The sequence below is a fragment of the Novosphingobium sp. 550D genome (assembly GCF_057401885.1).
In genome coordinates this window covers 3,512,410-3,531,882 of sequence record NZ_CM171613.1, presented here as the reverse complement: position 1 = coordinate 3,531,882, position 19,473 = coordinate 3,512,410, and the positions used below count along the sequence as shown (strand labels likewise).

Below are 19,473 nucleotides of genomic sequence, written 5' to 3'. Positions count from 1 at the left end.
GAGGATGAAATGGCTCCCTGAGTAGGATTCGAACCTACGGCCGCTCGATTAACAGTCGAGAGCTCTACCGCTGAGCTATCAGGGAGCAGCCCGGCGAACCGGGCAGGTGCGCGCCAATACCATCTTGTCCGGCTTTGACAAGCCCGCATTGGCGCAGGATCAAATTTTTTTGTCTATGGTGTGGAAAACTCGGTCGATTTAATCGGGTGTGGGCCGAATCCTCAAACCTGGAACTGTTCCGCAAAGATTCGCTCGTCCAGACTCGAATGCCGGTCGAACAGCAAGGTCAGCGAATGTTCGCGGTTGGCCGATACGCGCACATGGGCGATGTCGCGCACTTCCTTTTGGTCGGCCACGGCCGCCACTGGGCGCTTGTCGGGTTCCAGAACGCGGAATTCGACCGTGGCATTGTCCTTGATGATCGCGCCCTTCCACCGGCGTGGGCGGAACGGGCTGATCGGGGTCAGTGCCAGAATGCCGCTGCCCATGGGCAGGATCGGGCCATTGGCCGACAGGTTATAGGCCGTCGATCCGGCAGGCGTTGCCACAAGGATGCCGTCGCACGCCAATTCGGCCAGACGCACCTTGCCATTGACCGAAATCTCGATCTTGGCTGTCTGGCGCGTTTCACGCAGCAGCGAGACTTCGTTGATGGCGTAAAAATGCTGCGTCTCGCCCGCCCATGTGGTGCAGGTCATCTCCAGCGGGGCCACCGCCAGCTTGCTCGCCTTGGCGACGCGGGTGGCAATATGCTTGGTCGATTTGGGCTTGTTCATCATAAAGCCCACCGTGCCGTGGTTGAGGCCGTAAGCCGGGATCACCCGCCCCGCATCCAGCATCCGGTGCAGCACCGTCAACATAAAGCCGTCGCCGCCCAGAACCACCACCACATCGGCTTCTTCCAACGGCACCCATGGGTGGTCATTGGCCATAACCTCGGCCGCCGCCATCGCCTTGGGCGTGTCCGATACCACCAGCGCCAGGCGCAATTCTTCTGTCATTGCCGAAAATTCCGCTCCGCAAAGTTGATTGCCGGGCTGATGGCGCGCCCTTACCGGCGTCATAGGCGCGGTTTTTGACAATTGCCAGTATGGGCTTTGTGATTAGACCGCATGGCGGGAACACTTTGGCAAGAGCTTGTCAGTTATGTTAAAACCCGGTTTGAACAAACAGCGTGAAAGCACCGATGCCATTTCGCCACGATTTGCCCAATGGCATCATCCCCGCTGTCATGCAGGGTGACGATGACGCCGCCCGCGATCCTTTGACCGGATTGCTGACGCTGGACGCGGCGCGGGCGCGGCTGACCGAATGGGTGGAGCAGGGCAAATCGGCGGCCGAAACGGGTGGGGGCATTCCCCGCGTCCACGCCATGCTGATCGGCATCCGCCGCTTTGAAACCATCAATCTGGCCTATGGCGAGGCGACCGGGGACGGCGCGCTGATTGAGGTGGCGACGCGCCTTGCCCGATTGGCGGGCGAAGGGCTCAATGGCCCATGGTTTGCCGCGCGCGGGCCGGGGGGGACATTCCTGTTGATCGTGGACGAAGCGTGCAGCCGCGAACGCTGGCATGCCTTTGCGGATCAATTGGCCGACCGGATTGCCCAGCCGATCCAGCGCCGCGTTGGTACGTTGCGTCTTTCTCCCCGCATTGCCTTGCTCCGCGTGCTGGTGGGCGAAAGCGCGGAAAGCGCGATGGACCGACTGGCCCAGACCCTTGCCGTGGCGCAGCGCGATGTGGCGCGGCGCGTGGTGTGGGTCGATGGCGAAACCAACCGGGCGGGCCGTACCGCCGCGCAATTGGAGGCCGACCTCCTCCACGCCATCGACAAGGGCGAGATCGAGGTTCATTACCAACCTCAATTCGCGCTGGACGAGGATGGCAACGAACATCTCTCCGGCGCGGAGGCTCTGGCCCGGTGGAATCACCCGAAACTGGGGCGGATCGGGGCGGCGGCTTTGTTTGCCATTGCCGACCGGGCCGATCATCTGGCGCCTTTGTCGCGTCATATCGCCGAAACCGCGTTAAAGGCGGCATCGGCTTGGCCGGGGGATCTGCGCCTGTCGCTCAACGTCACAGCCGCCGATCTTGCGGCGGGCAGCTTTACCTTCGATCTGGGCAAGGCGCTGGGCAAGACCGGCTTTCCCACCGACCGGCTGACGCTGGAGGTGACCGAGCAGGTGCTGGTGGCGGACATGACTTTGGCGGAACGTTCGCTGTCCGATCTGGCGCGGTTGGGTATCCGTATTGCGCTGGATGATTTCGGGGCGGGGTTTTGTAACTTCCATTATTTGAAAACGCTGCCGCTGCATTACCTCAAACTCGACCGGTCGATGGTCGATGGCATTACCGAAGACCCGCGCGACCTTGCCGTGTTGCGCGCGATTGTGGCCATGGCCAAGGCGCTCGACCTGGATGTCGTGGCAGAGGGGATTGAAACCGAGGCGCAGCGCCTGACCGTCGCGCGCGAGGGTTGCTCCAGCTATCAAGGCTTTGTCCGGGCACAACCCATGCCGGAAAGGGCCTTTCTCGCGCTGGTGCGGGGGTGATCCTCATACCCTGCTGACGGGCGGCCTTGTCCCTTTGGCCAAAGACAAAACGCCCCGCGGGCTTGATCTGCCTCCACGACGGCGGCGGCATTTTGCGCGAAACGGCCTTCATCGATGCCGATGATGGAGGCTCTTATGAAGAACTACCTTGCCCGCCTGCTGCTGGCTCCTGTGCTGTTGGCTTTGCCCGCTGTTGCCATGGCCGGTCCCCACGGCAATTCACAAGAGGCGCAGGGCCTGTTGGACCGCGCCGTGGCCGAAGTCGGCACCGTCGGCCCCGCCAAGGCCTTTGCCGAATTCAACGACCCCAAGGGCGGCTTCAAGAACAAAGACCTCTACGTCTTCGTCTTCAGCGCCAAGGGCGTTTACGAGGCCACCGGCGCCAACCCCCAACTGGTCGGCACCCCCGCCATCGACATGACCGACGCTGAGGGCAAGCCTCTGGTTCAGGCCATGATCGCCGCGGTGAAAGATCAGCTGCAGGGCAAGGTCGATTACGTCTGGCTCAACCGGGCGGACAATCGGGTCGAGCATAAGGTCTCGCTGATCCGCCGCGTGGGGGATCATATCGTGGGGGTGGGGTATTATAAGGGGTGAGTGTTAGTGGTTGGGGCCTCCGGCGGGTTAAGGGCGGGGGCCCTTAACAATCCCGTTTTTGGGGTGGCGCTTCCTTGGCCAAGAAGTGCCCGTCCGCGAAGCGGTTTTATAGCCTGCGGCGCGGCGGGGTTGCGCTTTGGGTGAACCCATGGCGCAACGCTGGCAGTATCGGGATTGTTAAGGGACCGCGTCCCTTAACCCGCCGGAGGCCTCCCTTAACCCTTCTTCTTCCCCTTACGCGCCACAGCGCTGAGCCCCTTGGTCAGCTGGAACAGCCCGTTCAAACGCGCCTTGGGATCGCCCCACACGCGCTGGACCACCAGCTTGCTATCGGGCCGCAGCTTGATCACGCCGCCGACACGCTCGACATAGGCGAACAGCCCCGCCGGATCGGGGAAGTTGTCATTGTGGAACGCGACCAGCGTGCCGCGCGGCCCCACGTCGATCTTGGCGATATGGGCCTCGATGGCCTGACGCTTGATCTGGATAAGCTGGATGAGGTTTTCGGTGGCAGAGGGAAGGGGGCCGAAACGGTCGATCATCTCGGCCGAAAGCGCCTCGACCTCGCGCGTGTCTTCGGCATCGTTCAACCGGCGATAGAGCGCCATGCGCACCGCCAGATCGGGGACGTAATCCTCCGGAATCATGATCGGCGCATCGACCGTGATCTGGGGCGAGAGGCCCTTGGTGCTTTCGCGCTCCAGCCCGTAATCGCCCGCCTTGGCGGCCAGAATCGCGTCCTCCAGCATGGATTGATAGAGTTCGAAGCCCACCTCGCGGATATGGCCCGATTGTTCATCGCCCAGCAGATTGCCCGCGCCGCGAATGTCGAGATCGTGGCTGGCCAGTTGGAACCCTGCGCCAAGGCTGTCGAGATCGCCCAGCACTTTCAACCGCTTTTCCGCCGTCTCATTCAGCGTCCGCCCGCCCGGCGTGGTCAGATAGGCATAGGCCCGCAGTTTCGAACGCCCCACGCGCCCGCGCAACTGATACAATTGCGCCAGACCAAACCGATCCGCGCGGTGGATAATGATCGTGTTGGCCGATGGAATGTCGATCCCGCTTTCAACAATGGTCGTGGAGAGCAGCACGTCATAGCGCCGCTCATAAAACGCGCTCATCCGCTCCTCGACCTCGCTGGCCGACATCTGGCCATGGGCGGAGATATATTTGACCTCTGGCACGGCGGCATGCAGCCAGTCCTCGATCTCGGCCATGTCCGAAATGCGCGGCACGACGATAAAGCTCTGCCCGCCGCGATGATGTTCGCGCAGGAGCGCCTCGCGCATCACCACCTCGTCCCATTCCATCACATAGGTGCGCACGGCAAGGCGGTCGACCGGCGGGGTCTGGATGGTGGAAAGTTCACGCAGCCCCGACATGGCCATCTGCAACGTGCGCGGAATGGGCGTCGCGGTCAGCGTTAGCATATGCACATCGGCGCGCAATTGCTTCAAACGCTCCTTGTGGTTGACGCCGAAACGCTGCTCCTCGTCCACAATGACAAGGCCCAGATTCTTGAACTTCACGTTCTTGGCCAGCAGCGCGTGGGTGCCGACCACAATATCGACCGTGCCATCCTCCAGCCCCGCACGGGTCAGGCTGGCCTCCTTGTCGGGCACGAGGCGCGAGAGGCGGCCCACGTTGAGCGGGAAACCTGCAAAACGTTCGGTAAAGCCCTTGTGGTGTTGGCGCGCCAGCAAGGTTGTGGGCGCGACCACGGCCACCTGTTGCCCCGCCATGGCCGCGACGAAGGCGGCGCGCAACGCCACTTCGGTCTTGCCAAAACCGACGTCGCCGCAGACGAGGCGATCCATCGGGCGACCACTGGCCAGATCTTCGATGACATCGGAAATCGCCGCTTCCTGATCTTCCGTCTCCTGCCAAGGGAAGCGGTCGCAGAACGGATCATAGCTGGCCGGATCGGACAGCAGTGCGGGCGCGGTGCGCAGTGCGCGCAGGGCGGCGGTCTTCAGCAATTCATGCGCGATCTCGCGGATACGTTCGCGCAGCTTGGCGCGCCGCTTCTGCCACCCTTCGCCGCCCAGCTTGTCGAGCGGAACACCTTCGGATTCAGACCCAAAGCGCGAGAGCACGTCGAGATTTTCCACCGGGACATAGAGCTTGTCGCCACCGGCATAGGTGAGCATCACGCAGTCATGCGCCGACCCGCCGACCGGGATCGACTGCAACCCTTCATAGCGCCCGATCCCATGCTCCATATGCACGACCAGATCGCCCGGCGTCAGGGCGGCCAGTTCGGCAAGGAAAGCGTCGGCGGACTTCTTCTTCTTTTTGCGGCGGACCAGACGGTCGCCCAGCAGGTCCTGCTCGGTGACAAGTTCGATATCCGCATTGGCAAAGCCGGTGTCGAGCGGCAGCACGATGGCCGCCACGCGCCCGGTCCCGGCAATGCCCAGCGCTTCTTGCCAATTGTCGGCCAGCGTGGGTCCGGGCGATTGCGCCTCGGCCAGGATCGAGGTGATACGCGCCCGGCTGCCCGTGGAGTAAGCGGCGAGGATGGCGCGGCGGCCCGAACGTGCGGCGGTCAGCAGGTGCCGCGCGGCGGCCTCGTAGGCATTGTCGCCGCGTGCGCGTTCGGGGGCAAAATCGCGGGCATTGCCAAAGGCGAAATCGACGGTGGCCGCGCCATCGGGCTGGGGGAAAGGTTCGGCGCGGTGGGCGGGCCATGCGGCAAGCCGCGCGGACAATTCATCCTGCGTCAGGTAAAGCGAGGCCGGTTCGAGCGGACGATAGGCACCCGGAGCCTTGGCCGCGGTATCGCGCCGCGCCGCATAATAGTCGGCAATGTCGGTCAGGCGCTCTTCGGCCGAATGGCTGGCCGATGCGTCGATGATCAAAATGTCGCTGGACGCCAGATGGTCAAAGATCGTGACCAGCCGGTCTTCGAGCAGCGGCAACCAATGTTCCATCCCGGCCAGACGGCGGCCATCGGAAATAGCCTGATACAGCGGATCGGATGTGGCCGTCGCGCCGAACATCTCGCGGTACCGGGTGCGGAAACGTTTGACGGTGGCGTCCTCCAGCATCGCCTCGCTGGCGGGCAGCAGCAGGTGTTGGTCCACCGTACCCACGGTACGCTGCGTGTTGGGGTCGAACAGGCGCAGGGTCTCGATTTCATCGCCAAAGAAATCGAGGCGCAGGCCATGTTCCAGCCCCGAGGGGAAAATGTCGAAGATCGAACCGCGCACCGCATATTCGCCCGCGTCCGCCACCGTATCGGTCCGCGCATAGCCCGCACGCGACAGCAGCCCGGTCAGCGTTTCACGCCCAACCTCGGCCCCGGATTTGAGCAGGCGCACCGATTCCCGAATGCGAAAGGGCGTGAGCACGCGTTGCAGCACCGCCGCAATCGTCGTGACCAGCAATTGCGGGGTCTTTGCCGGTTGTTGCAAGCGGTGGAGAGCCGCCAGACGGCGCGAGGATACCGACAATGCCGGACTGGCCCGGTCATAGGGCAGGCAATCCCATGCGGGAAATTCAATGACCTCCAGCTCTGGCGCAAAGACCGGGGCAACATCGGCGATGGATCGCATAGCGGCTTCATCCGCCGCCACAAACACCGCCCGGCCCCCTTTATGCGCCACCGCCCGCGCCAGATCGGCCAGCACCAAAGGCTGGCTGCCGCGCGACAGACCCGCCAGCGTCAGGGGGGCGCTTGCGCCAAGAATGCGGGAGATATCAGCCATGTCTAATCCGTGTCCAAACAGCACCAAGCAACAGCAATTGCCCGCCGCACCGATTCGGTGGGCGGGGGCGTGGGTTGCCGGGCCTTTAGGGGAGTTTGAAGAGGTATGAAAGGGAAGGTGCGAGAGTCATCACCTTCGCCTTACCCCGTCATCCGCGCATCAACGTGGAATATCGACGTAATCCAGCTTTTTCAAAGCCACCATCATCGGCCCTTCATATTCGGCCGGGATGGACAGCGACCCGAGCGCCCAGCCGAGGATGTCGACGTCTTCTTCATCGATCAGCTTTTCAAACCAGACGAGTTCTTCCTCGTCCCATTTGGCGTGGAAAGCGTCGAAAAAGCCGCCGATCATATAGTCGGCCTCACGCGTGCCGCGATGCCATGCGCGATAGTGCAGGCGCTTGAGGCGGGCTTCGCGGGCGGGGTCAATAGAGTCGGTCATGGGTGCCTCGGTTAGGGCAGGCGGGGCCGCAGATCAATGCCTGATGCGACCCCTTTTGCCGTCACTTCCCGCGAAGATGGGCCAGAATTTCGGGCGCCTTTGCCTCGCCCAGATCCTTGGCCAATTCACCCAGCAGCGCAGCCTCCAGCCCTTTGGTATAGGCCTTGCGCAATTCGCCAAGGCTGCGCGGGGCGGCAATCACCACGAGGTGTTCGATGCGGTGGCTCTGAACCTCCTGTGCCAGATATTCGATGGCGGCGGTGGCATGGGCGTCATGGGCCATGGTGATGGTCGAGCCGTGATGGCTGCCGCCCGAATGGTTGTGCGTGTCCAGACGCGGCGCATCGGTTTCGGCCAGTTCCGGGCTGGCTTCATCGCCAGCATTGCGAAACAGGCGGAAATTGCGGGCGTCAATCACGGCGATCACTGTACCATGGGGCAGAAGCATCTTTGTCTCCTTTATCCGGCCGGTGTTGTCGGCCGGTGAGGGCACCCAAGGCCGATTTGCCGCGCCATTCCATGCGCAAGGTCAAATCGGGCGCGACAAAATTGAGGAGTGGCACGTTTTGTTCCATGCGCTAATAGCCTGTGCATGCGTCCCGATTTGCTCAACCCCCTGTTTGTCGAGGCCGATGGCCTCAAAGGTGTAGGGCCGAACCTGGCCCGTCCGCTCGAAAAGCTGGGGCTGAAGCGGATCCGTGATTTCATCTATCACCTGCCGGACCGTTTCGTACATCGCCGCGCCATCGCCGATCTGGACGAGGGCAGCGTGGGCGAGCAGGTCGTGGTGGCGCTGACCCCGGTGGAATATCGCGGCGGGCCATCGCCCAAGGCGCCGTTCCGCGTGATGGCCGAAGATGCGAAGGGCAATCTTTGCACGCTGGCCTATTTCGGGCGCAATGCGGGCTGGGCGAAAAAACAATTGCCTTTGGGCGAGAAGCGCTGGGTGGCCGGGCGGCTGGATCAGTTCGGCCAGAATTTGCAGATCGTCCACCCCGACCATGTAAACGCCGAAGGCGCGGCCATGCTGGGGCAACTGGCCGAGGCGATCTATCCATTGTCGGACGGTCTGACACAGGGCCGCATGGCGGCGCTGGTGCAACAGGCGCTGAAACATGCGCCCGAATTGCCCGAATGGTGCGAGCCGGGCGTTGTGGACCGCATGAACTGGCCGCGATGGCGTGAGGCTTTGACGCAGGCGCACAGGGACGAGCACAAGGAGGCGCGCGACCGGCTGGCCTATGACGAATTGCTGGCCAATTCTCTGGCGTTGATGTTGGTGCGGGCCAGCAATCGCCGGGCGCAGGGGCAGGCGCTGCGCGGGGATGGGCGGTTGCGCGGGGCGTTGAAACTGCCCTTTGCTCTTACCGGGGCGCAGAGCAGGGCGATTGCCGAGATTGAGGGCGATCTGGCGCAATCGGCGCCCATGCTGCGTCTGCTTCAGGGCGATGTCGGGTCAGGCAAGACCGTGGTGGCGCTCGAAAGCCTGCTGATCGCGGTGGAGGCGGGTGCGCAGGGGGCCTTGCTGGCCCCGACCGAAATCCTTGCGCGTCAGCATTTTGAGACGTTGCGCCGGATGGCCGCGCCCACAGGTGTCAACATCGCGCTCTATACCGGGCGGGACAAAGGCCGCGCGCGCGAATCGATCCTGATGGGCCTGATGGATGGCAGCATTGACATCGTGATCGGCACCCATGCGATCTTTCAGGATGCGGTGGTGTACAGGAACCTTGGCCTTGTCGTGATTGACGAACAGCACCGCTTTGGCGTGGGACAGCGCCTGATGCTGACGCAAAAGGGCAAGGGCACACATTGCCTGGCCATGACCGCCACGCCGATCCCGCGCACGCTGACGCTGGCGCAATATGGCGAGATGGATGTGAGCCGTCTGGACGAATTGCCGCCGGGGCGTCAGGCGATCGACACGCGCGTGGTGGCGCAGGAACGCTTGGGCGATGTGGTCGAAGCCTTGGCCCGCCATTTCGCCACTGGCCAGCAGGCCTATTGGGTTTGCCCCATGGTGCGCGAGAGCGAGGTGGCCGACCTTGCCGCTGCCGAGGAGCGGCACGAGATGCTCTCGTTGCGCTTTGGTGAGGATGCCGTGCTGGTCCATGGCCAGATGAAGCCGGAGCAGAAAGACGCCGCGATGGAACGTTTTGCCAGCGGGCAGGCGAAATTGCTGGTGGCAACCACGGTGATTGAGGTGGGTGTGGACGTGCCCAACGCCACGCTGATGGTGATTGAGCAGGCCGAGCGGTTCGGTCTGGCCCAATTGCATCAGTTGCGCGGGCGCGTGGGGCGGGGCAGCGAGAAATCGACCTGTTTGCTCCTGCGCGGGGAAACGCTTTCGGAGGTCTCTCGCGAAAGACTGGCGCTGATGCGCGAAACGCAGGATGGCTTTCGGCTGGCCGAGGAGGATTTGCGTCTGCGCGGCGGGGGCGAATTGCTGGGCACGCGCCAGTCGGGGGATACGCCGTTTCGCGTGGCCTCGTTGGATCAGATTACGCGTCTGTTGCCGATCGCGCATGATGACGCCCGCTTGCTGATCGAGCGGGATGGGGGATTGACGGGCGAGCGAGGTGCAGCGGCACGTGTGTTGCTCTATCTGTTTGAGCGGGATTGGGGCGTGCAATTGTTGCGGGGCGGATAGTTTTGCCTCCGGCGGGTTAAGGGCGGGGGCCCTTAACAATCCCGATATTGTCAGCGTTACGCCTCGCTGATTGGATGGCGCAAGGTTTCACCGCCGGAGGCTATAAATTAAGCCGTTTCGCGGAAATGGTGTTTCGTGGCCGACAAAGTGCGACCCCAGTAACGGGATTGCAAAGGGACAAGACCCTTTGCCCGCCGGAGGCAAAAACCCCCTATAAAATCCCCAAAACCTCGGCCACCGGCGTCAACGCGCCCTTGCCCGAAAACCAGCTGACCAGATTATCCACCACCAGTTGCCCCATCGCCTCGCGGGTGCGTACCGAACCTGATCCGATATGCGGCAACAGGACAAGCCCCGGATGATCGATCAACTCTTGCGGAACTCGCGGTTCATCCTCGAACACATCAAGGCCCGCGGTCAGGATTTTGCCTTCGCGCAGCGCCGCGATCAGGGCCTGCGTATCGACCACGCTGCCGCGCGCCACGTTGATCAGGATGCCGCCCGGGCCGAGTGCCTCCAGCACCTGTGCGTTTACCGTGTGACGCGTTGCCGCCCCGCCGGGGATCAGCACGATCAGCACATCGACCGCCTTGGCCAACGCCAGAGGCGTGGGGTAATAGGCGTAAGGCACGTTCTGCGGCTTGCGCCCGCAATAGGCGATGTCGACCGCAAAGCCTTCGAGGCGCCGTGCCACCGCCTTGCCAATGTCGCCAAGGCCAAGGATGCCGACGCGGCGACTGCGCAGCGATGCGGACAATGGAAAGGACCGTTCCAGCCATTGTCCGGTGCGCAAATGGCGCTCGGCCGCCGGGATCTGGCGAATCGTGGCAAGGAGGAGGCCCAGCGCCAGATCGGCGGTTTCCTCGGTCAGGACGCCGGGCGTGTTGGTGACGACAACGCGACGGGCGAGGGCGGCATCGACATCAATATTGTCATAGCCCACGCCAAAACTGGCGATGATTTCGGCCTTGGGCAGATGGTTGAGCAGGTCTTCGCCCACCCGACCGTACAGTGTCGAGGTGGCAATTCCACGAATTAGCGGCCCAACTTCGCGCAGGAATGCTTCTTTGTCCGAAGCCTCCCACAAGTGATGGGTGGTAAATCGATTGCCCAATTGGGCAATGACCAAGGGCATCATTGGGGCGGTAATCAGTATATCTTTATTTTGCATGGTTTTTCTCATGGAACGCCCCGCCGCAATGCCATGGATAGCTCGCGTTTGCAGCATGAAATTTTGTTTTGCAGTTGAAAATGGTGCAATCATGCGCTAACCATCGCCTGTCGGACACGAGGCCCAATGACGATTGATCGTCGGGATGGCTTCGGTTGCGATCTGCAGGCGGGACGACATCTCTTGTTCAGGGTGGAGTCCACATAATGAAAGCACACAAGAATTTCCGCGCGCTGGCTGGTCTTGCCGGTATTGCTCTGACGCTGAGCGCGCAGGCTGCCAAGGCTGAAGACGCCGCTGCGCCCAAGGAATTCACCGTCACCGGCAGCGCGGCTCTGGTCAGCGATTATCGTCTGCGTGGCGTTTCGCAGTCGGATCGTGGCAAAGCGCTTCAGGCTGGTGTTACCGTCACCCACAAGAGCGGCTTTTACGGCAGCCTCTGGTCGTCGAACCTGGCCGGTTGGGGCACGTTTGGCGGTCCGAACCTCGAACTCGACGTGATCGGCGGCTATGCCAAGGCTGTTGGCCCGGTGACGATTGACGCCGGTCTGACCTGGTACATGTATCCCGATGGTGCGGCCAAGACCGACTTTGGCGAACCCTATGTCAAGGTTTCGGGCGCGGTTGGCCCTGTCAGCTATCTGGCCGGTGTCGCCTATGCTCCCAAGCAGAAGGCTTTGGGCAACTATTCGAACACCTCGTACAGCTATGGTCAGGCCTATGACAATCTGTACCTGTGGGGCGACACGTCCTATGTCATCCCCTCGACCAAGCTGAAGCTCAAGGGTCACCTCGGCTATTCAAAGGGTAACCCCGGCCTTGGCCCGAACGGTACCTCGGTTGCGCCGACCGGTTCGTATTGGGACTGGCAGCTGGGCGCCGAATATCCGGTTGGTCCCTTCACCTTCAGCGCATCGTGGGTCGACACCGACATCACCGACGCCAAGGCTGCCTATCTTCAGCCCAACTTCTCGGTCCAGAACGGCCGTCTGGCTGGCAAGAGCATTGCCGGCAGCACCGCTGTCTTCTCGGTCAGCGTGGGCTTCTGATCCGGCCTGCGGGCGCTTTCATGAGGGATCGCGCCCGCAAGAACGGATGACATGAAAAAGCGCGGGGAGGGCAACCTTCCCGCGCTTTTGTCATTTGAAGCCAGTTACTTTTTCAGGCCGATTTCGCGCAGGCGTTCCTGAAGATAATCGTCGGCCGTGATCGACACCGGATAGCGATCCGGATTTTCCGGCGTGATGCACTGTTCCAGCGTCTTGAACGGAAAATCGCTGCGCAGATGCAGGAAGAAGGGCATCGAATAGCGGCTGTGGGCGGCGCGTTCGGCGTCCGGGTTGCGGACGCGATGCGTCGTGCTGGGCAGGACGTGGTTGGTCAGGCGTTGCAACATGTCGCCAATGTTGATGACGATGGCGCCTTCGGGCGGGGCCACGCCGACCCAGCGGCCATCCTTGGTCAGCAGTTCAAGCCCGGCTTCCTGCGCGCCCAGCAACAGGGTGATGAGGTTGATGTCCTCATGCGCGCCGGCACGAATCGCACCGCCTTCGGCATCGGCAACGGGGGGATAGTGCAGAAGGCGCATCACCGAATTGCCGTCCTCGATGGCCGGATCGAACCAGCCTTCGTCCAGCCCCAGATGCAGCGCGATGCGCGACAGGATGGTCGCGCCCGCCTTGTCGAATTCGGCGTAGAGGCGCGTAAAGACGTCCTGAAAGCCTTCGGGCGAATCGGGCCATACGTTGGGCGGCATGCTGCTGGCCAGCGGCGAATCGGCGGGAACATCGCGCCCGACATGCCAGAATTCCTTCAGGTCATGCAGCTTTGCGCCCTTGGCAATCTCGGTTTTGAACGGGGTATAGCCGCGCGCGCCGCCGATGCCGGGGATAAAATACTTGCGCTTTTCCTCTTCGGGCATGGCAAAGAATTGCGCGGTCAGGGCCCATGCCTGATCAATCAATGCCGAATCGATGCCGTGATCCTTGACCAGCGCAAAACCATATTCGCGGAAAGACGCGCCAATCGCGCGGGCAAAATCATCCGGGCTGTCGGACAGCGAAAGAACGGGAAGTTTGGCAAGATCCATGGGTGGTTCCGTGTTGTAACAGGCGCTAAAGGAGCGCCATCCATGAAGCCTTCTTAGGCGATCCGAGGCGAGGACGCATGACCAAAATCAAATCCTATTGGCTGATGAAGTCGGAACCGGACGCCTATTCCTATGACGATCTGGTCAAGGAAGGCGAAGGCACGTGGGACGGGGTGCGCAACCATCGCGCCGCCAACAATATGCGCGCGATGCAACCGGGCGATCTGGCCTTTTTCTACCATTCGAACATCGGGCTGGAAATCGTGGGGATAATGGAGATCAGCCAGTCGGGCCTGACCGATCCGTCGGATGAAACGGGCCGCTGGGCCTGTGTGAAGGTAAAGCCGGTGCGCAAGTTGAAGCGCCCGGTGACGCTCAAGCAGATCAAGAGTGATCCAGTGTTGGCCGAGATCGAAATGCTGCGCCTTTCGCGCCTGTCGGTCAGCGCGATCACGCCCGCCGAATGGGACTATATCATCGGTCTTTCAGAGGCTTGATCGACCGCACGTCCTGTCCCGATCTGGGGCAGGGCGACCGCGTCCCAAATGGGGACGTCTTAACCATTGCGGTACGCTTTCGTAATGGTGAACAAATTCTTAAACCAGCCGCATGAGACGTTCGCTGGTTCTGGGTGACGAGAGCGCCCATCATCCCTTTCTGCAAACCTTGCCCCCGCATGTGCGGGTCGGACAGGTGATTGCATGCCGTGATGGCGATATGACGCAGGACGCGCCGCAGAAGGCCGCAGCCGACTGGGTCAAGCGCCACGCCCATGCCGCGCCCCACACGGTTATGGCCCGGCTGCGCCATTGGCGCGGGGTCGTAACGATGCAGGACGCGCGCGATTTCCTGCTGGCTTATTGCGCCTGTTTCGTGGCGGTGATGGCCTTTATCGCCTGATGCGCGGCAGGGCGGCTTGCCTTATTTAAAGGGACGCGGCCCGCCGTTGATGTCCGCTTCCTTTTCCGCCCGGACCAGCAGCACCGCCAGCCATGCCGAAATCAGGCACATGGCCGCCGAAATCAGCACCAGATCGACAATCTCGACCCCTGCGGCGCCAAGGCCCACGGCAATGGCCGCGCCCACCACCATCGCGCCGGAGTTTACGACATTGTTGGCGGCAATGGTGCGCGCGGTTTGCGATTTATCGACGATGGTGGTCAGGAACGCATAAAGCGGCACGACAAACATCCCGCCCGCCACCGCAATCCCGCCCAGCGTGAGCAGCAGAACCGGCGTCAGGGGATGATGCATGAATTCGCCAATGCTCATCAAATGGCCATCAGGCGTCGGGGCAAAGCGGGTGCAGACCTGTTGAAACGCCACCACGAACAACGCCATGATCAGCACCGAGGGCGGCGAATAACGGGCCGAAACCTTGCCTTTCAGCAGCGCGTTGATCGACACCGAACCCAGCGCCACACCGATGGAAAAGATCACGAGGAACAGGCTGGCTACTTCTTTGCTGGCGCACAAAACGCGTTTGGCCAGCAGCGGGAATTCGATGAACAGCACCGCGCCCACGGTCCAGAAAAAGCTGATCGACGCAATCGCCAGAAACACGCGGCGATCATGCATGGTGTTCTTCACCAGTTGCACCGAGGCGCGCAGGATATGGAAATCCAGCGGCTGGGCCGCTTCCTGCGGCGGCGCAGCGGGCACCGACAGGCAAGTGGCATAGCCGATAAGCGCGGTCGCCAGCACCCCGCCTGCCGCCCATTCCACCGGGATGAAACCGGCCAGAATCGTGCCTGCCAGAATGGCAATATAGGTGCCTGCCTCGACAAGGCCCGTACCGGCCAGCACTTCCTCAGATTTGAGATGTTGAGGCAGGATCGCATATTTGATCGGGCCAAAAAACGTCGAGTGAATGCCCATGCCCAGCAAGGCCAGCAGGATCAGCGGCATGGCCACCGGCATCAACAGGATGTTTTCCCAAGGCGCCAGAATGCCGTGCTTGGCCTGCCAGGCGATGACCAACCCCGCGCCGCCCGCCAGCATGATGAGGATTTCGGCCAGTTTTACCCATCGGATAATCTGCGCCTTGTCCCGCATGTCGGCCAATTGCCCGGCCAGAGCGGAGAGCACGAAAAAGGGCACGATAAACAGGGCCGATGCCACCGCCGAGAAGATCGCCTCGGATTTTTCCGAGTTGAACACGCCGTAAACCACAAAGAACACCGCTGCATTCTTGTAGAGATTGTCGTTGAACGCGCCCAGCAATTGCGTTGCGAACAGAGGCAGAAAGCGCCGCCGCCGCAACAGGTGGGTGGATGTGGTCATGCTGTCTTATCGATCCTTGTTGTGCGCGCAGTCCTAGCGAAACGCACGGAAGGGGCAAGGGGGGATGGTATCGTTTGATAATTGATCGTGGTTTGAACATTCAACGGGCCCGCTTGAGATAAATCGCGCAAGGCTTTTGCCAACCTTGTTTGCCGAGTCTTTTTTGCGTTGCGGTTAAAGGCTATGGCGATTCGGTCATGCTCACATTGCCCAACTTGCTCACCCTTTCCCGAATCGTCACCGTGCCCGTGTTGGTCTGGCTGCTGTGGTGGCCCGAATGGACCGCCGGCTATGCGCTGGCCTTTGGTGTGTACAGCCTGATGGGCATCACCGATTATTTCGACGGCTATCTGGCGCGTGCTCAAGGAGCGGTCAGCAAGCTGGGCATTTTCCTCGATCCTATCGCGGACAAGATCATGGTGGCGGCGGTCATTCTGGTGCTGACGGCCAAGGGGGTTTTGACCGGACCCTATGTGGGCGAATTGCATGTGGTGGCGGGGCTGATCATTCTGCTGCGCGAAATTGCGGTTTCGGGCCTGCGCGAATTTCTGGGCGGGATTCAGGTTTCGGTGCCGGTCTCGAAACTGGCCAAATGGAAAACGACTTTTCAGATCCTGTGCCTTGGCGCGCTGATTCTGGGCCGGGCGATGCCCTGGTGGCAGGTTGATCTGGGCGGGTTTGTCGTCAATTTGCCCCATACGGTGGGTTTGACCACATTGTGGGCGGCGGCGGGTCTGACGATGATCACGGGCTGGGATTATCTGCGTGTGGGTTTGAAACACATGGATTGACGGGGCGGATTTACGCCGCCCCATTCCGCCGTTTAACGAACCCAGCGGCAGACCCGCTTGGTGTGATGTTTGTAATGCACCACCTTGCAAACCTTGTGCGGGTGGCGATGCGGATAGCGGCGCGGGTGCGCGTCCGCCGTGGGGGCGGCCAGAGTGGCGGCGGCAAGAACGCTGAGCGTGGCGGCGATGAAACGCATGGGTGTCTCCTCCAAATGACCGGAACTTCCAGCCTTTTGAACAAGGCGCCCCTGCGAAGGTTCCCTCAAACCTCGCTGCGATAACGGTCGGGCCGGTGCCAGACCAGCACCACGCCATTCATCATCAGCGCCGCCACCAGCGACCAGAAACCCCGTTGCAGCCCCAGCACCGCAAACGCGGATGACACGATCACCGCGTCTATCACCATGCAGACCGCGCCGAAATGCCACCCCTTCCATTGCGAGAGCCATCGCGCAAAGACCGCCAGTCCGCCAACCCCCGTGGCATGGCGCGTCACGGCCAGAATGCCGATACCCAGCGCCGTTCCCCCGACAATCGCGGCCATGGGCATGGTGATGCGCGCAATGACCATATTGTCCGCCACCACATCGACCAACAGCATGATCGCCAGCGTCGCCACACAGGTGCGCAAAATATAGGGCGTGCCCAACCGCGACCAGAACAGCGCAAAGATCGGCAGGTTGATCCATGTAAACAGGCTGCCCGGAGGATAGGGCAGGATATAGGAGAGCAGCAGCGCCACCCCGGCCACGCCGCCTGTGATCAGCCGCGCCTCATGCAGCAGGTGCAGGCCAAGACTGATCAACAGACAGCCGTTGGCGATGCCGAAGATATCCTCGACAAGCGTATGGGGCACAGCCCGGGGCGGAGCGGATTCGGCAAGAGGCTCTGTCATGATGTTTCGCAATCATGACATAATATTACGCGCCCCGCAATATGGATTACCCCGCGCGCAATTCCTCGGCCAGCATCCGAAATTCCTCGGATCGCGGCGATTGGCGGCGCCAGATCAGCGCGATTTCGCGATTGGCGCTGTCCGAACGCAGGGGGCGGGCCACCACATTCGTCCCGTTCAAAATCCCGGCATCCAGCGCCATTTCCGGCAACATGGTCAGCCCCAGCCCATTGTCCACCATCTGTACCAGCGTATGCAGCGAAGTGCCGATCATCGTGGCCGAAGCGCGCAATTCCGGGCGGTTACAAGCGGCCAGCGCATGTTCTTTCAGGCAATGCCCATCCTCCAGCAACAGCAAGCGGTTTTCATCGATCAGATCCGGGCTGATTTCGGCGGGCGGGTCGCGCGGGTCATCCTTGGGAAAGGCGACGAAGAGCGCGTCGAGTTCGATCGTCTCTTTCTCCACTTCTCCGGTAGGAAAGGGCAGGGCCAAAAGCACGCAATCGGCGCGCCCGTGATGAAGCGATTCGATGGCCTGCGCGCTGGGTTCCTCGCGCAGGAACAGTTTGAGATTGGGCCTTTCGCGCCGCAACCGGGGCAACATGCGGGGCAACAGGAATGGCGCAATCGTCGGGATCACGCTCATCCGCATCTCGCCCGAAAGAGGTTGGGCGGATGAATGGATAAGGTCGGACAATTCCTCCGCCTCGCGCAGGATGCGGTGGGATTTTGCCACCACCGCATTGCCCAGCGGCGTAAAGCGCACATTGCGCTTTGTCCGTTCCACCAGCACCACGCCCAGCAACGTTTCCAGATCGCGCAAGCCCGCCGAAAGCGTCGATTGCGACACAAAGCACGCCTCTGCCGCACGGCCAAAATGGCCATGTTCATGCAGCGCGACCAGATATTGCAGCTGTTTCAGCGTGGGCTGATAGACGCTCATTCTTCTTCGCCTGCCTCTTGCAGCGGTGCTTCCTCATCGGCCACCGGCAGGATGGCTTCCGGGTTGGCCTCGCGCATATCGCCATGCAATTCATCGACATGGGTCATTTTCAACCGCCCATTGACCACCGCAAAGGCCAGCTTGCCTTCGACCAGATCCAATGCATCGCGGCCAAACACGCCATAGCGCCAGCCTTCCAGAACGCTCACGCCCTTGCGCACGCCCGCGGCCAGAAGTTCCAGATCGTCGCTGCGAGCCAGCAGGCGCGCGGCCACGTCAATTTCCCGCGCCCGGATTTTCAGCAACAGCTTGAGCAGATCGGCCACCAGCGCGCCTTCCTTGCCCAGCGGGGCGCCGCGCGGCGTCTTGGGCGGCATTTCCGCCTCGGTCAAAGGCTGTGCATCGGTCAGAGTCTGCATCAGGCGTTTGCCGATGTCATTGTCCTTCCACCCGGCGGAAAGGCCGCGCACCTTGGCCAGATCGGCCTGGGTTTTGGGCGGATGGCTGGCAATATCGGCCAGCGTTTCATCGCGCGCGATGCGGCCGCGCGGGATGTTCTTGTCCTGCGCCTCATATTCGCGCCACGCGGCAATGGCGCGCAAACGGCCCAGCATCGCCGGATTGCGCCCGGCCGCCTTGATTTTGAGCCATGCATTTTGCGCATCATTGCGGTAATTTTCGGGATCGGCCAGACGCTCCATTTCCGCATCCAGCCATTGCCCACGCTCGGTCTTGATCAGGCGTTTCAGGATCTTGGGGAAAATCTTGGCCAGATGGGTGACGTCGCCAATCGCATATTCGATCTGCCGCTCGGTCAAGGGGCGGCGGCTCCAGTCTGTAAAGCGCGCGCCCTTGTCGATCACCAGACCCAGCCAGCTTTCGACCAGATTGGAATAGCCGATCTGTTCGCTCTGGCTGATGGCCATCATCGCGATCTGGGTGTCGAAAATCGGGTGAGGGGTCTTGCCCGTCAGATTGTAGATGATTTCCACATCTTGACCGCCCGCGTGAAAGATTTTCAGCACGTCTTCATTGTCCACCAACAGGTCGAGCAGCGGGGACAGGTCAAGGTCGGGCGCCTTGGGGTCAATCGCGGCGGCTTCATTGGCGTCCGCTATCTGGATCAGACAGAGTTCGGGCCAATAGGTGCTCTCGCGCATGAATTCGGTATCGACGCAGACGAAATCAGCTTTGGACAGACGGCTGCAAAGATCGGCCAGCGCGTCCGAAGTGGTGATCAGCTTATGAATCTTCATCGGCTTCTTTTCTATGCGCCAACCCTTATGGGCTGGCTTGAGGGTTGGCCCGGATGCGGGCCGGAGCCTGCCAACAGCGCGAAAACGCATATC

Annotated in this window: 18 protein-coding genes and 1 tRNA gene; 7 read left to right on the top strand and 12 right to left on the bottom strand. The window is 61.7% G+C overall.

From position 1 onward, the window contains the following. Positions 1 to 10 precede the first annotated feature (10 nt). Both AC2S2E_RS16745 and AC2S2E_RS16740 read right to left on the bottom strand, forming a co-directional pair. A tRNA-Asn gene (locus tag AC2S2E_RS16745) sits at positions 11 to 85 on the bottom strand. Between the two features lie 136 nt (positions 86 to 221). After that, positions 222 to 1,001, bottom strand: a complete 780-nt coding sequence (locus tag AC2S2E_RS16740) for an NAD kinase (protein WP_476104755.1) — start codon at positions 999 to 1,001, stop codon at positions 222 to 224. 185 nt (positions 1,002 to 1,186) lie between these two features. Between AC2S2E_RS16740 and AC2S2E_RS16735 the strand changes: the two genes are divergently transcribed. Both AC2S2E_RS16735 and AC2S2E_RS16730 read left to right on the top strand, forming a co-directional pair. After that, the gene (locus tag AC2S2E_RS16735) at positions 1,187 to 2,551 is read left to right on the top strand and encodes an EAL domain-containing protein (protein ID WP_486523134.1); all 1,365 of its coding nucleotides are present in this window, start codon (positions 1,187 to 1,189) and stop codon (positions 2,549 to 2,551) included. A 135-nt stretch (positions 2,552 to 2,686) separates the two neighbouring features. Beyond that, complete coding sequence (locus tag AC2S2E_RS16730; protein ID WP_486523133.1) at positions 2,687 to 3,148, top strand: cache domain-containing protein; 462 nt, start codon at positions 2,687 to 2,689, stop codon at positions 3,146 to 3,148. A 215-nt stretch (positions 3,149 to 3,363) separates the two neighbouring features. Here AC2S2E_RS16730 and mfd read toward each other — a convergent pair whose 3' ends face one another. From mfd to AC2S2E_RS16715, 3 genes are all read right to left on the bottom strand, one after another. Beyond that, on the bottom strand, positions 3,364 to 6,858 hold the full coding sequence (mfd, locus tag AC2S2E_RS16725; protein ID WP_486523132.1) for a transcription-repair coupling factor: 3,495 nt from the start codon (positions 6,856 to 6,858) through the stop codon (positions 3,364 to 3,366). Between the two features lie 159 nt (positions 6,859 to 7,017). Beyond that, the gene (locus AC2S2E_RS16720; protein WP_486523131.1) at positions 7,018 to 7,302 is read right to left on the bottom strand and encodes an FAD assembly factor SdhE; all 285 of its coding nucleotides are present in this window, start codon (positions 7,300 to 7,302) and stop codon (positions 7,018 to 7,020) included. 61 nt (positions 7,303 to 7,363) lie between these two features. Then, the gene (locus AC2S2E_RS16715) at positions 7,364 to 7,750 is read right to left on the bottom strand and encodes a host attachment protein (protein ID WP_486523130.1); all 387 of its coding nucleotides are present in this window, start codon (positions 7,748 to 7,750) and stop codon (positions 7,364 to 7,366) included. A 144-nt stretch (positions 7,751 to 7,894) separates the two neighbouring features. On the opposite strand from AC2S2E_RS16715, the gene recG reads away from it, so the two are divergent. Continuing rightward, positions 7,895 to 9,952 (top strand): ATP-dependent DNA helicase RecG, encoded by a 2,058-nt coding sequence (gene recG, locus AC2S2E_RS16710; RefSeq protein WP_486523129.1) that lies wholly within the window; start codon positions 7,895 to 7,897, stop codon positions 9,950 to 9,952. A gap of 211 nt (positions 9,953 to 10,163) precedes the next feature. Here recG and AC2S2E_RS16705 read toward each other — a convergent pair whose 3' ends face one another. Beyond that, a complete protein-coding gene (locus AC2S2E_RS16705) occupies positions 10,164 to 11,090 on the bottom strand; it encodes a 2-hydroxyacid dehydrogenase (protein WP_486523128.1) in 927 nt (308 codons plus the stop codon). A gap of 239 nt (positions 11,091 to 11,329) precedes the next feature. Here AC2S2E_RS16705 and AC2S2E_RS16700 point away from each other — a divergent pair, with 239 nt between their 5' ends. After that, positions 11,330 to 12,172, top strand: a complete 843-nt coding sequence (locus tag AC2S2E_RS16700; RefSeq protein ID WP_476104768.1) for a TorF family putative porin — start codon at positions 11,330 to 11,332, stop codon at positions 12,170 to 12,172. 104 nt (positions 12,173 to 12,276) lie between these two features. Here the strand turns inward: AC2S2E_RS16700 and AC2S2E_RS16695 are convergent, their stop codons facing one another. Then, positions 12,277 to 13,212: an isopenicillin N synthase family dioxygenase gene (locus tag AC2S2E_RS16695; protein ID WP_476104770.1), complete on the bottom strand. Its 936-nt coding sequence runs from the start codon at positions 13,210 to 13,212 to the stop codon at positions 12,277 to 12,279. Positions 13,213 to 13,289: 77 nt separating this feature from the next. On the opposite strand from AC2S2E_RS16695, the gene AC2S2E_RS16690 reads away from it, so the two are divergent. Further along, on the top strand, positions 13,290 to 13,709 hold the full coding sequence (locus AC2S2E_RS16690) for an EVE domain-containing protein (protein ID WP_486523126.1): 420 nt from the start codon (positions 13,290 to 13,292) through the stop codon (positions 13,707 to 13,709). A gap of 112 nt (positions 13,710 to 13,821) precedes the next feature. Beyond that, positions 13,822 to 14,112: a hypothetical protein gene (locus AC2S2E_RS16685; RefSeq protein ID WP_486523125.1), complete on the top strand. Its 291-nt coding sequence runs from the start codon at positions 13,822 to 13,824 to the stop codon at positions 14,110 to 14,112. A 21-nt stretch (positions 14,113 to 14,133) separates the two neighbouring features. Here AC2S2E_RS16685 and AC2S2E_RS16680 read toward each other — a convergent pair whose 3' ends face one another. Continuing rightward, positions 14,134 to 15,495, bottom strand: a complete 1,362-nt coding sequence (locus tag AC2S2E_RS16680) for an acyl-[ACP]--phospholipid O-acyltransferase (protein ID WP_476104773.1) — start codon at positions 15,493 to 15,495, stop codon at positions 14,134 to 14,136. A 197-nt stretch (positions 15,496 to 15,692) separates the two neighbouring features. On the opposite strand from AC2S2E_RS16680, the gene pgsA reads away from it, so the two are divergent. Next, positions 15,693 to 16,286, top strand: a complete 594-nt coding sequence (gene pgsA, locus AC2S2E_RS16675; RefSeq protein WP_476104775.1) for a CDP-diacylglycerol--glycerol-3-phosphate 3-phosphatidyltransferase — start codon at positions 15,693 to 15,695, stop codon at positions 16,284 to 16,286. 32 nt (positions 16,287 to 16,318) lie between these two features. On the opposite strand, the gene AC2S2E_RS16670 is transcribed toward pgsA, so the two are convergent. The 4 genes from AC2S2E_RS16670 to rnd all read right to left on the bottom strand — a co-directional run bounded on the left by AC2S2E_RS16670 (position 16,319) and on the right by rnd (position 19,380). Continuing rightward, positions 16,319 to 16,483 carry a hypothetical protein gene (locus tag AC2S2E_RS16670; RefSeq protein WP_476104776.1) on the bottom strand — a complete coding sequence of 55 codons (165 nt, stop codon included), beginning with the start codon at positions 16,481 to 16,483 and terminating at the stop codon, positions 16,319 to 16,321. 65 nt (positions 16,484 to 16,548) lie between these two features. Continuing rightward, entirely contained in the window at positions 16,549 to 17,142 is a 594-nt protein-coding gene (locus tag AC2S2E_RS16665; RefSeq protein WP_476104778.1) for a YitT family protein, read from the bottom strand. Between the two features lie 85 nt (positions 17,143 to 17,227). Further along, positions 17,228 to 18,124, bottom strand: a complete 897-nt coding sequence (locus AC2S2E_RS16660; protein ID WP_476104780.1) for a hydrogen peroxide-inducible genes activator — start codon at positions 18,122 to 18,124, stop codon at positions 17,228 to 17,230. Beyond that, positions 18,121 to 19,380, bottom strand: a complete 1,260-nt coding sequence (gene rnd / locus AC2S2E_RS16655; RefSeq protein ID WP_476104782.1) for a ribonuclease D — start codon at positions 19,378 to 19,380, stop codon at positions 18,121 to 18,123. The genes AC2S2E_RS16660 and rnd overlap by 4 nt, the downstream gene beginning before the upstream one ends. Between the last annotated feature and the right edge of the window lie 93 nt (positions 19,381 to 19,473).

Coding starts and splice junctions, on each gene's coding strand:
- AC2S2E_RS16740 (WP_476104755.1), bottom strand. CDS start 1,001: ATGACAGAAGAATTGCGCCTGGCGCTGGTGGTATCGGACACGCCCAAG.
- AC2S2E_RS16735 (WP_486523134.1), top strand. CDS start 1,187: ATGCCATTTCGCCACGATTTGCCCAATGGCATCATCCCCGCTGTCATG.
- AC2S2E_RS16730 (WP_486523133.1), top strand. CDS start 2,687: ATGAAGAACTACCTTGCCCGCCTGCTGCTGGCTCCTGTGCTGTTGGCT.
- mfd (WP_486523132.1), bottom strand. CDS start 6,858: ATGGCTGATATCTCCCGCATTCTTGGCGCAAGCGCCCCCCTGACGCTG.
- AC2S2E_RS16720 (WP_486523131.1), bottom strand. CDS start 7,302: ATGACCGACTCTATTGACCCCGCCCGCGAAGCCCGCCTCAAGCGCCTG.
- AC2S2E_RS16715 (WP_486523130.1), bottom strand. CDS start 7,750: ATGCTTCTGCCCCATGGTACAGTGATCGCCGTGATTGACGCCCGCAAT.
- recG (WP_486523129.1), top strand. CDS start 7,895: ATGCGTCCCGATTTGCTCAACCCCCTGTTTGTCGAGGCCGATGGCCTC.
- AC2S2E_RS16705 (WP_486523128.1), bottom strand. CDS start 11,090: ATGATGCCCTTGGTCATTGCCCAATTGGGCAATCGATTTACCACCCAT.
- AC2S2E_RS16700 (WP_476104768.1), top strand. CDS start 11,330: ATGAAAGCACACAAGAATTTCCGCGCGCTGGCTGGTCTTGCCGGTATT.
- AC2S2E_RS16695 (WP_476104770.1), bottom strand. CDS start 13,212: ATGGATCTTGCCAAACTTCCCGTTCTTTCGCTGTCCGACAGCCCGGAT.
- AC2S2E_RS16690 (WP_486523126.1), top strand. CDS start 13,290: ATGACCAAAATCAAATCCTATTGGCTGATGAAGTCGGAACCGGACGCC.
- AC2S2E_RS16685 (WP_486523125.1), top strand. CDS start 13,822: ATGAGACGTTCGCTGGTTCTGGGTGACGAGAGCGCCCATCATCCCTTT.
- AC2S2E_RS16680 (WP_476104773.1), bottom strand. CDS start 15,495: ATGACCACATCCACCCACCTGTTGCGGCGGCGGCGCTTTCTGCCTCTG.
- pgsA (WP_476104775.1), top strand. CDS start 15,693: ATGCTCACATTGCCCAACTTGCTCACCCTTTCCCGAATCGTCACCGTG.
- AC2S2E_RS16670 (WP_476104776.1), bottom strand. CDS start 16,483: ATGCGTTTCATCGCCGCCACGCTCAGCGTTCTTGCCGCCGCCACTCTG.
- AC2S2E_RS16660 (WP_476104780.1), bottom strand. CDS start 18,124: ATGAGCGTCTATCAGCCCACGCTGAAACAGCTGCAATATCTGGTCGCG.
- rnd (WP_476104782.1), bottom strand. CDS start 19,380: ATGAAGATTCATAAGCTGATCACCACTTCGGACGCGCTGGCCGATCTT.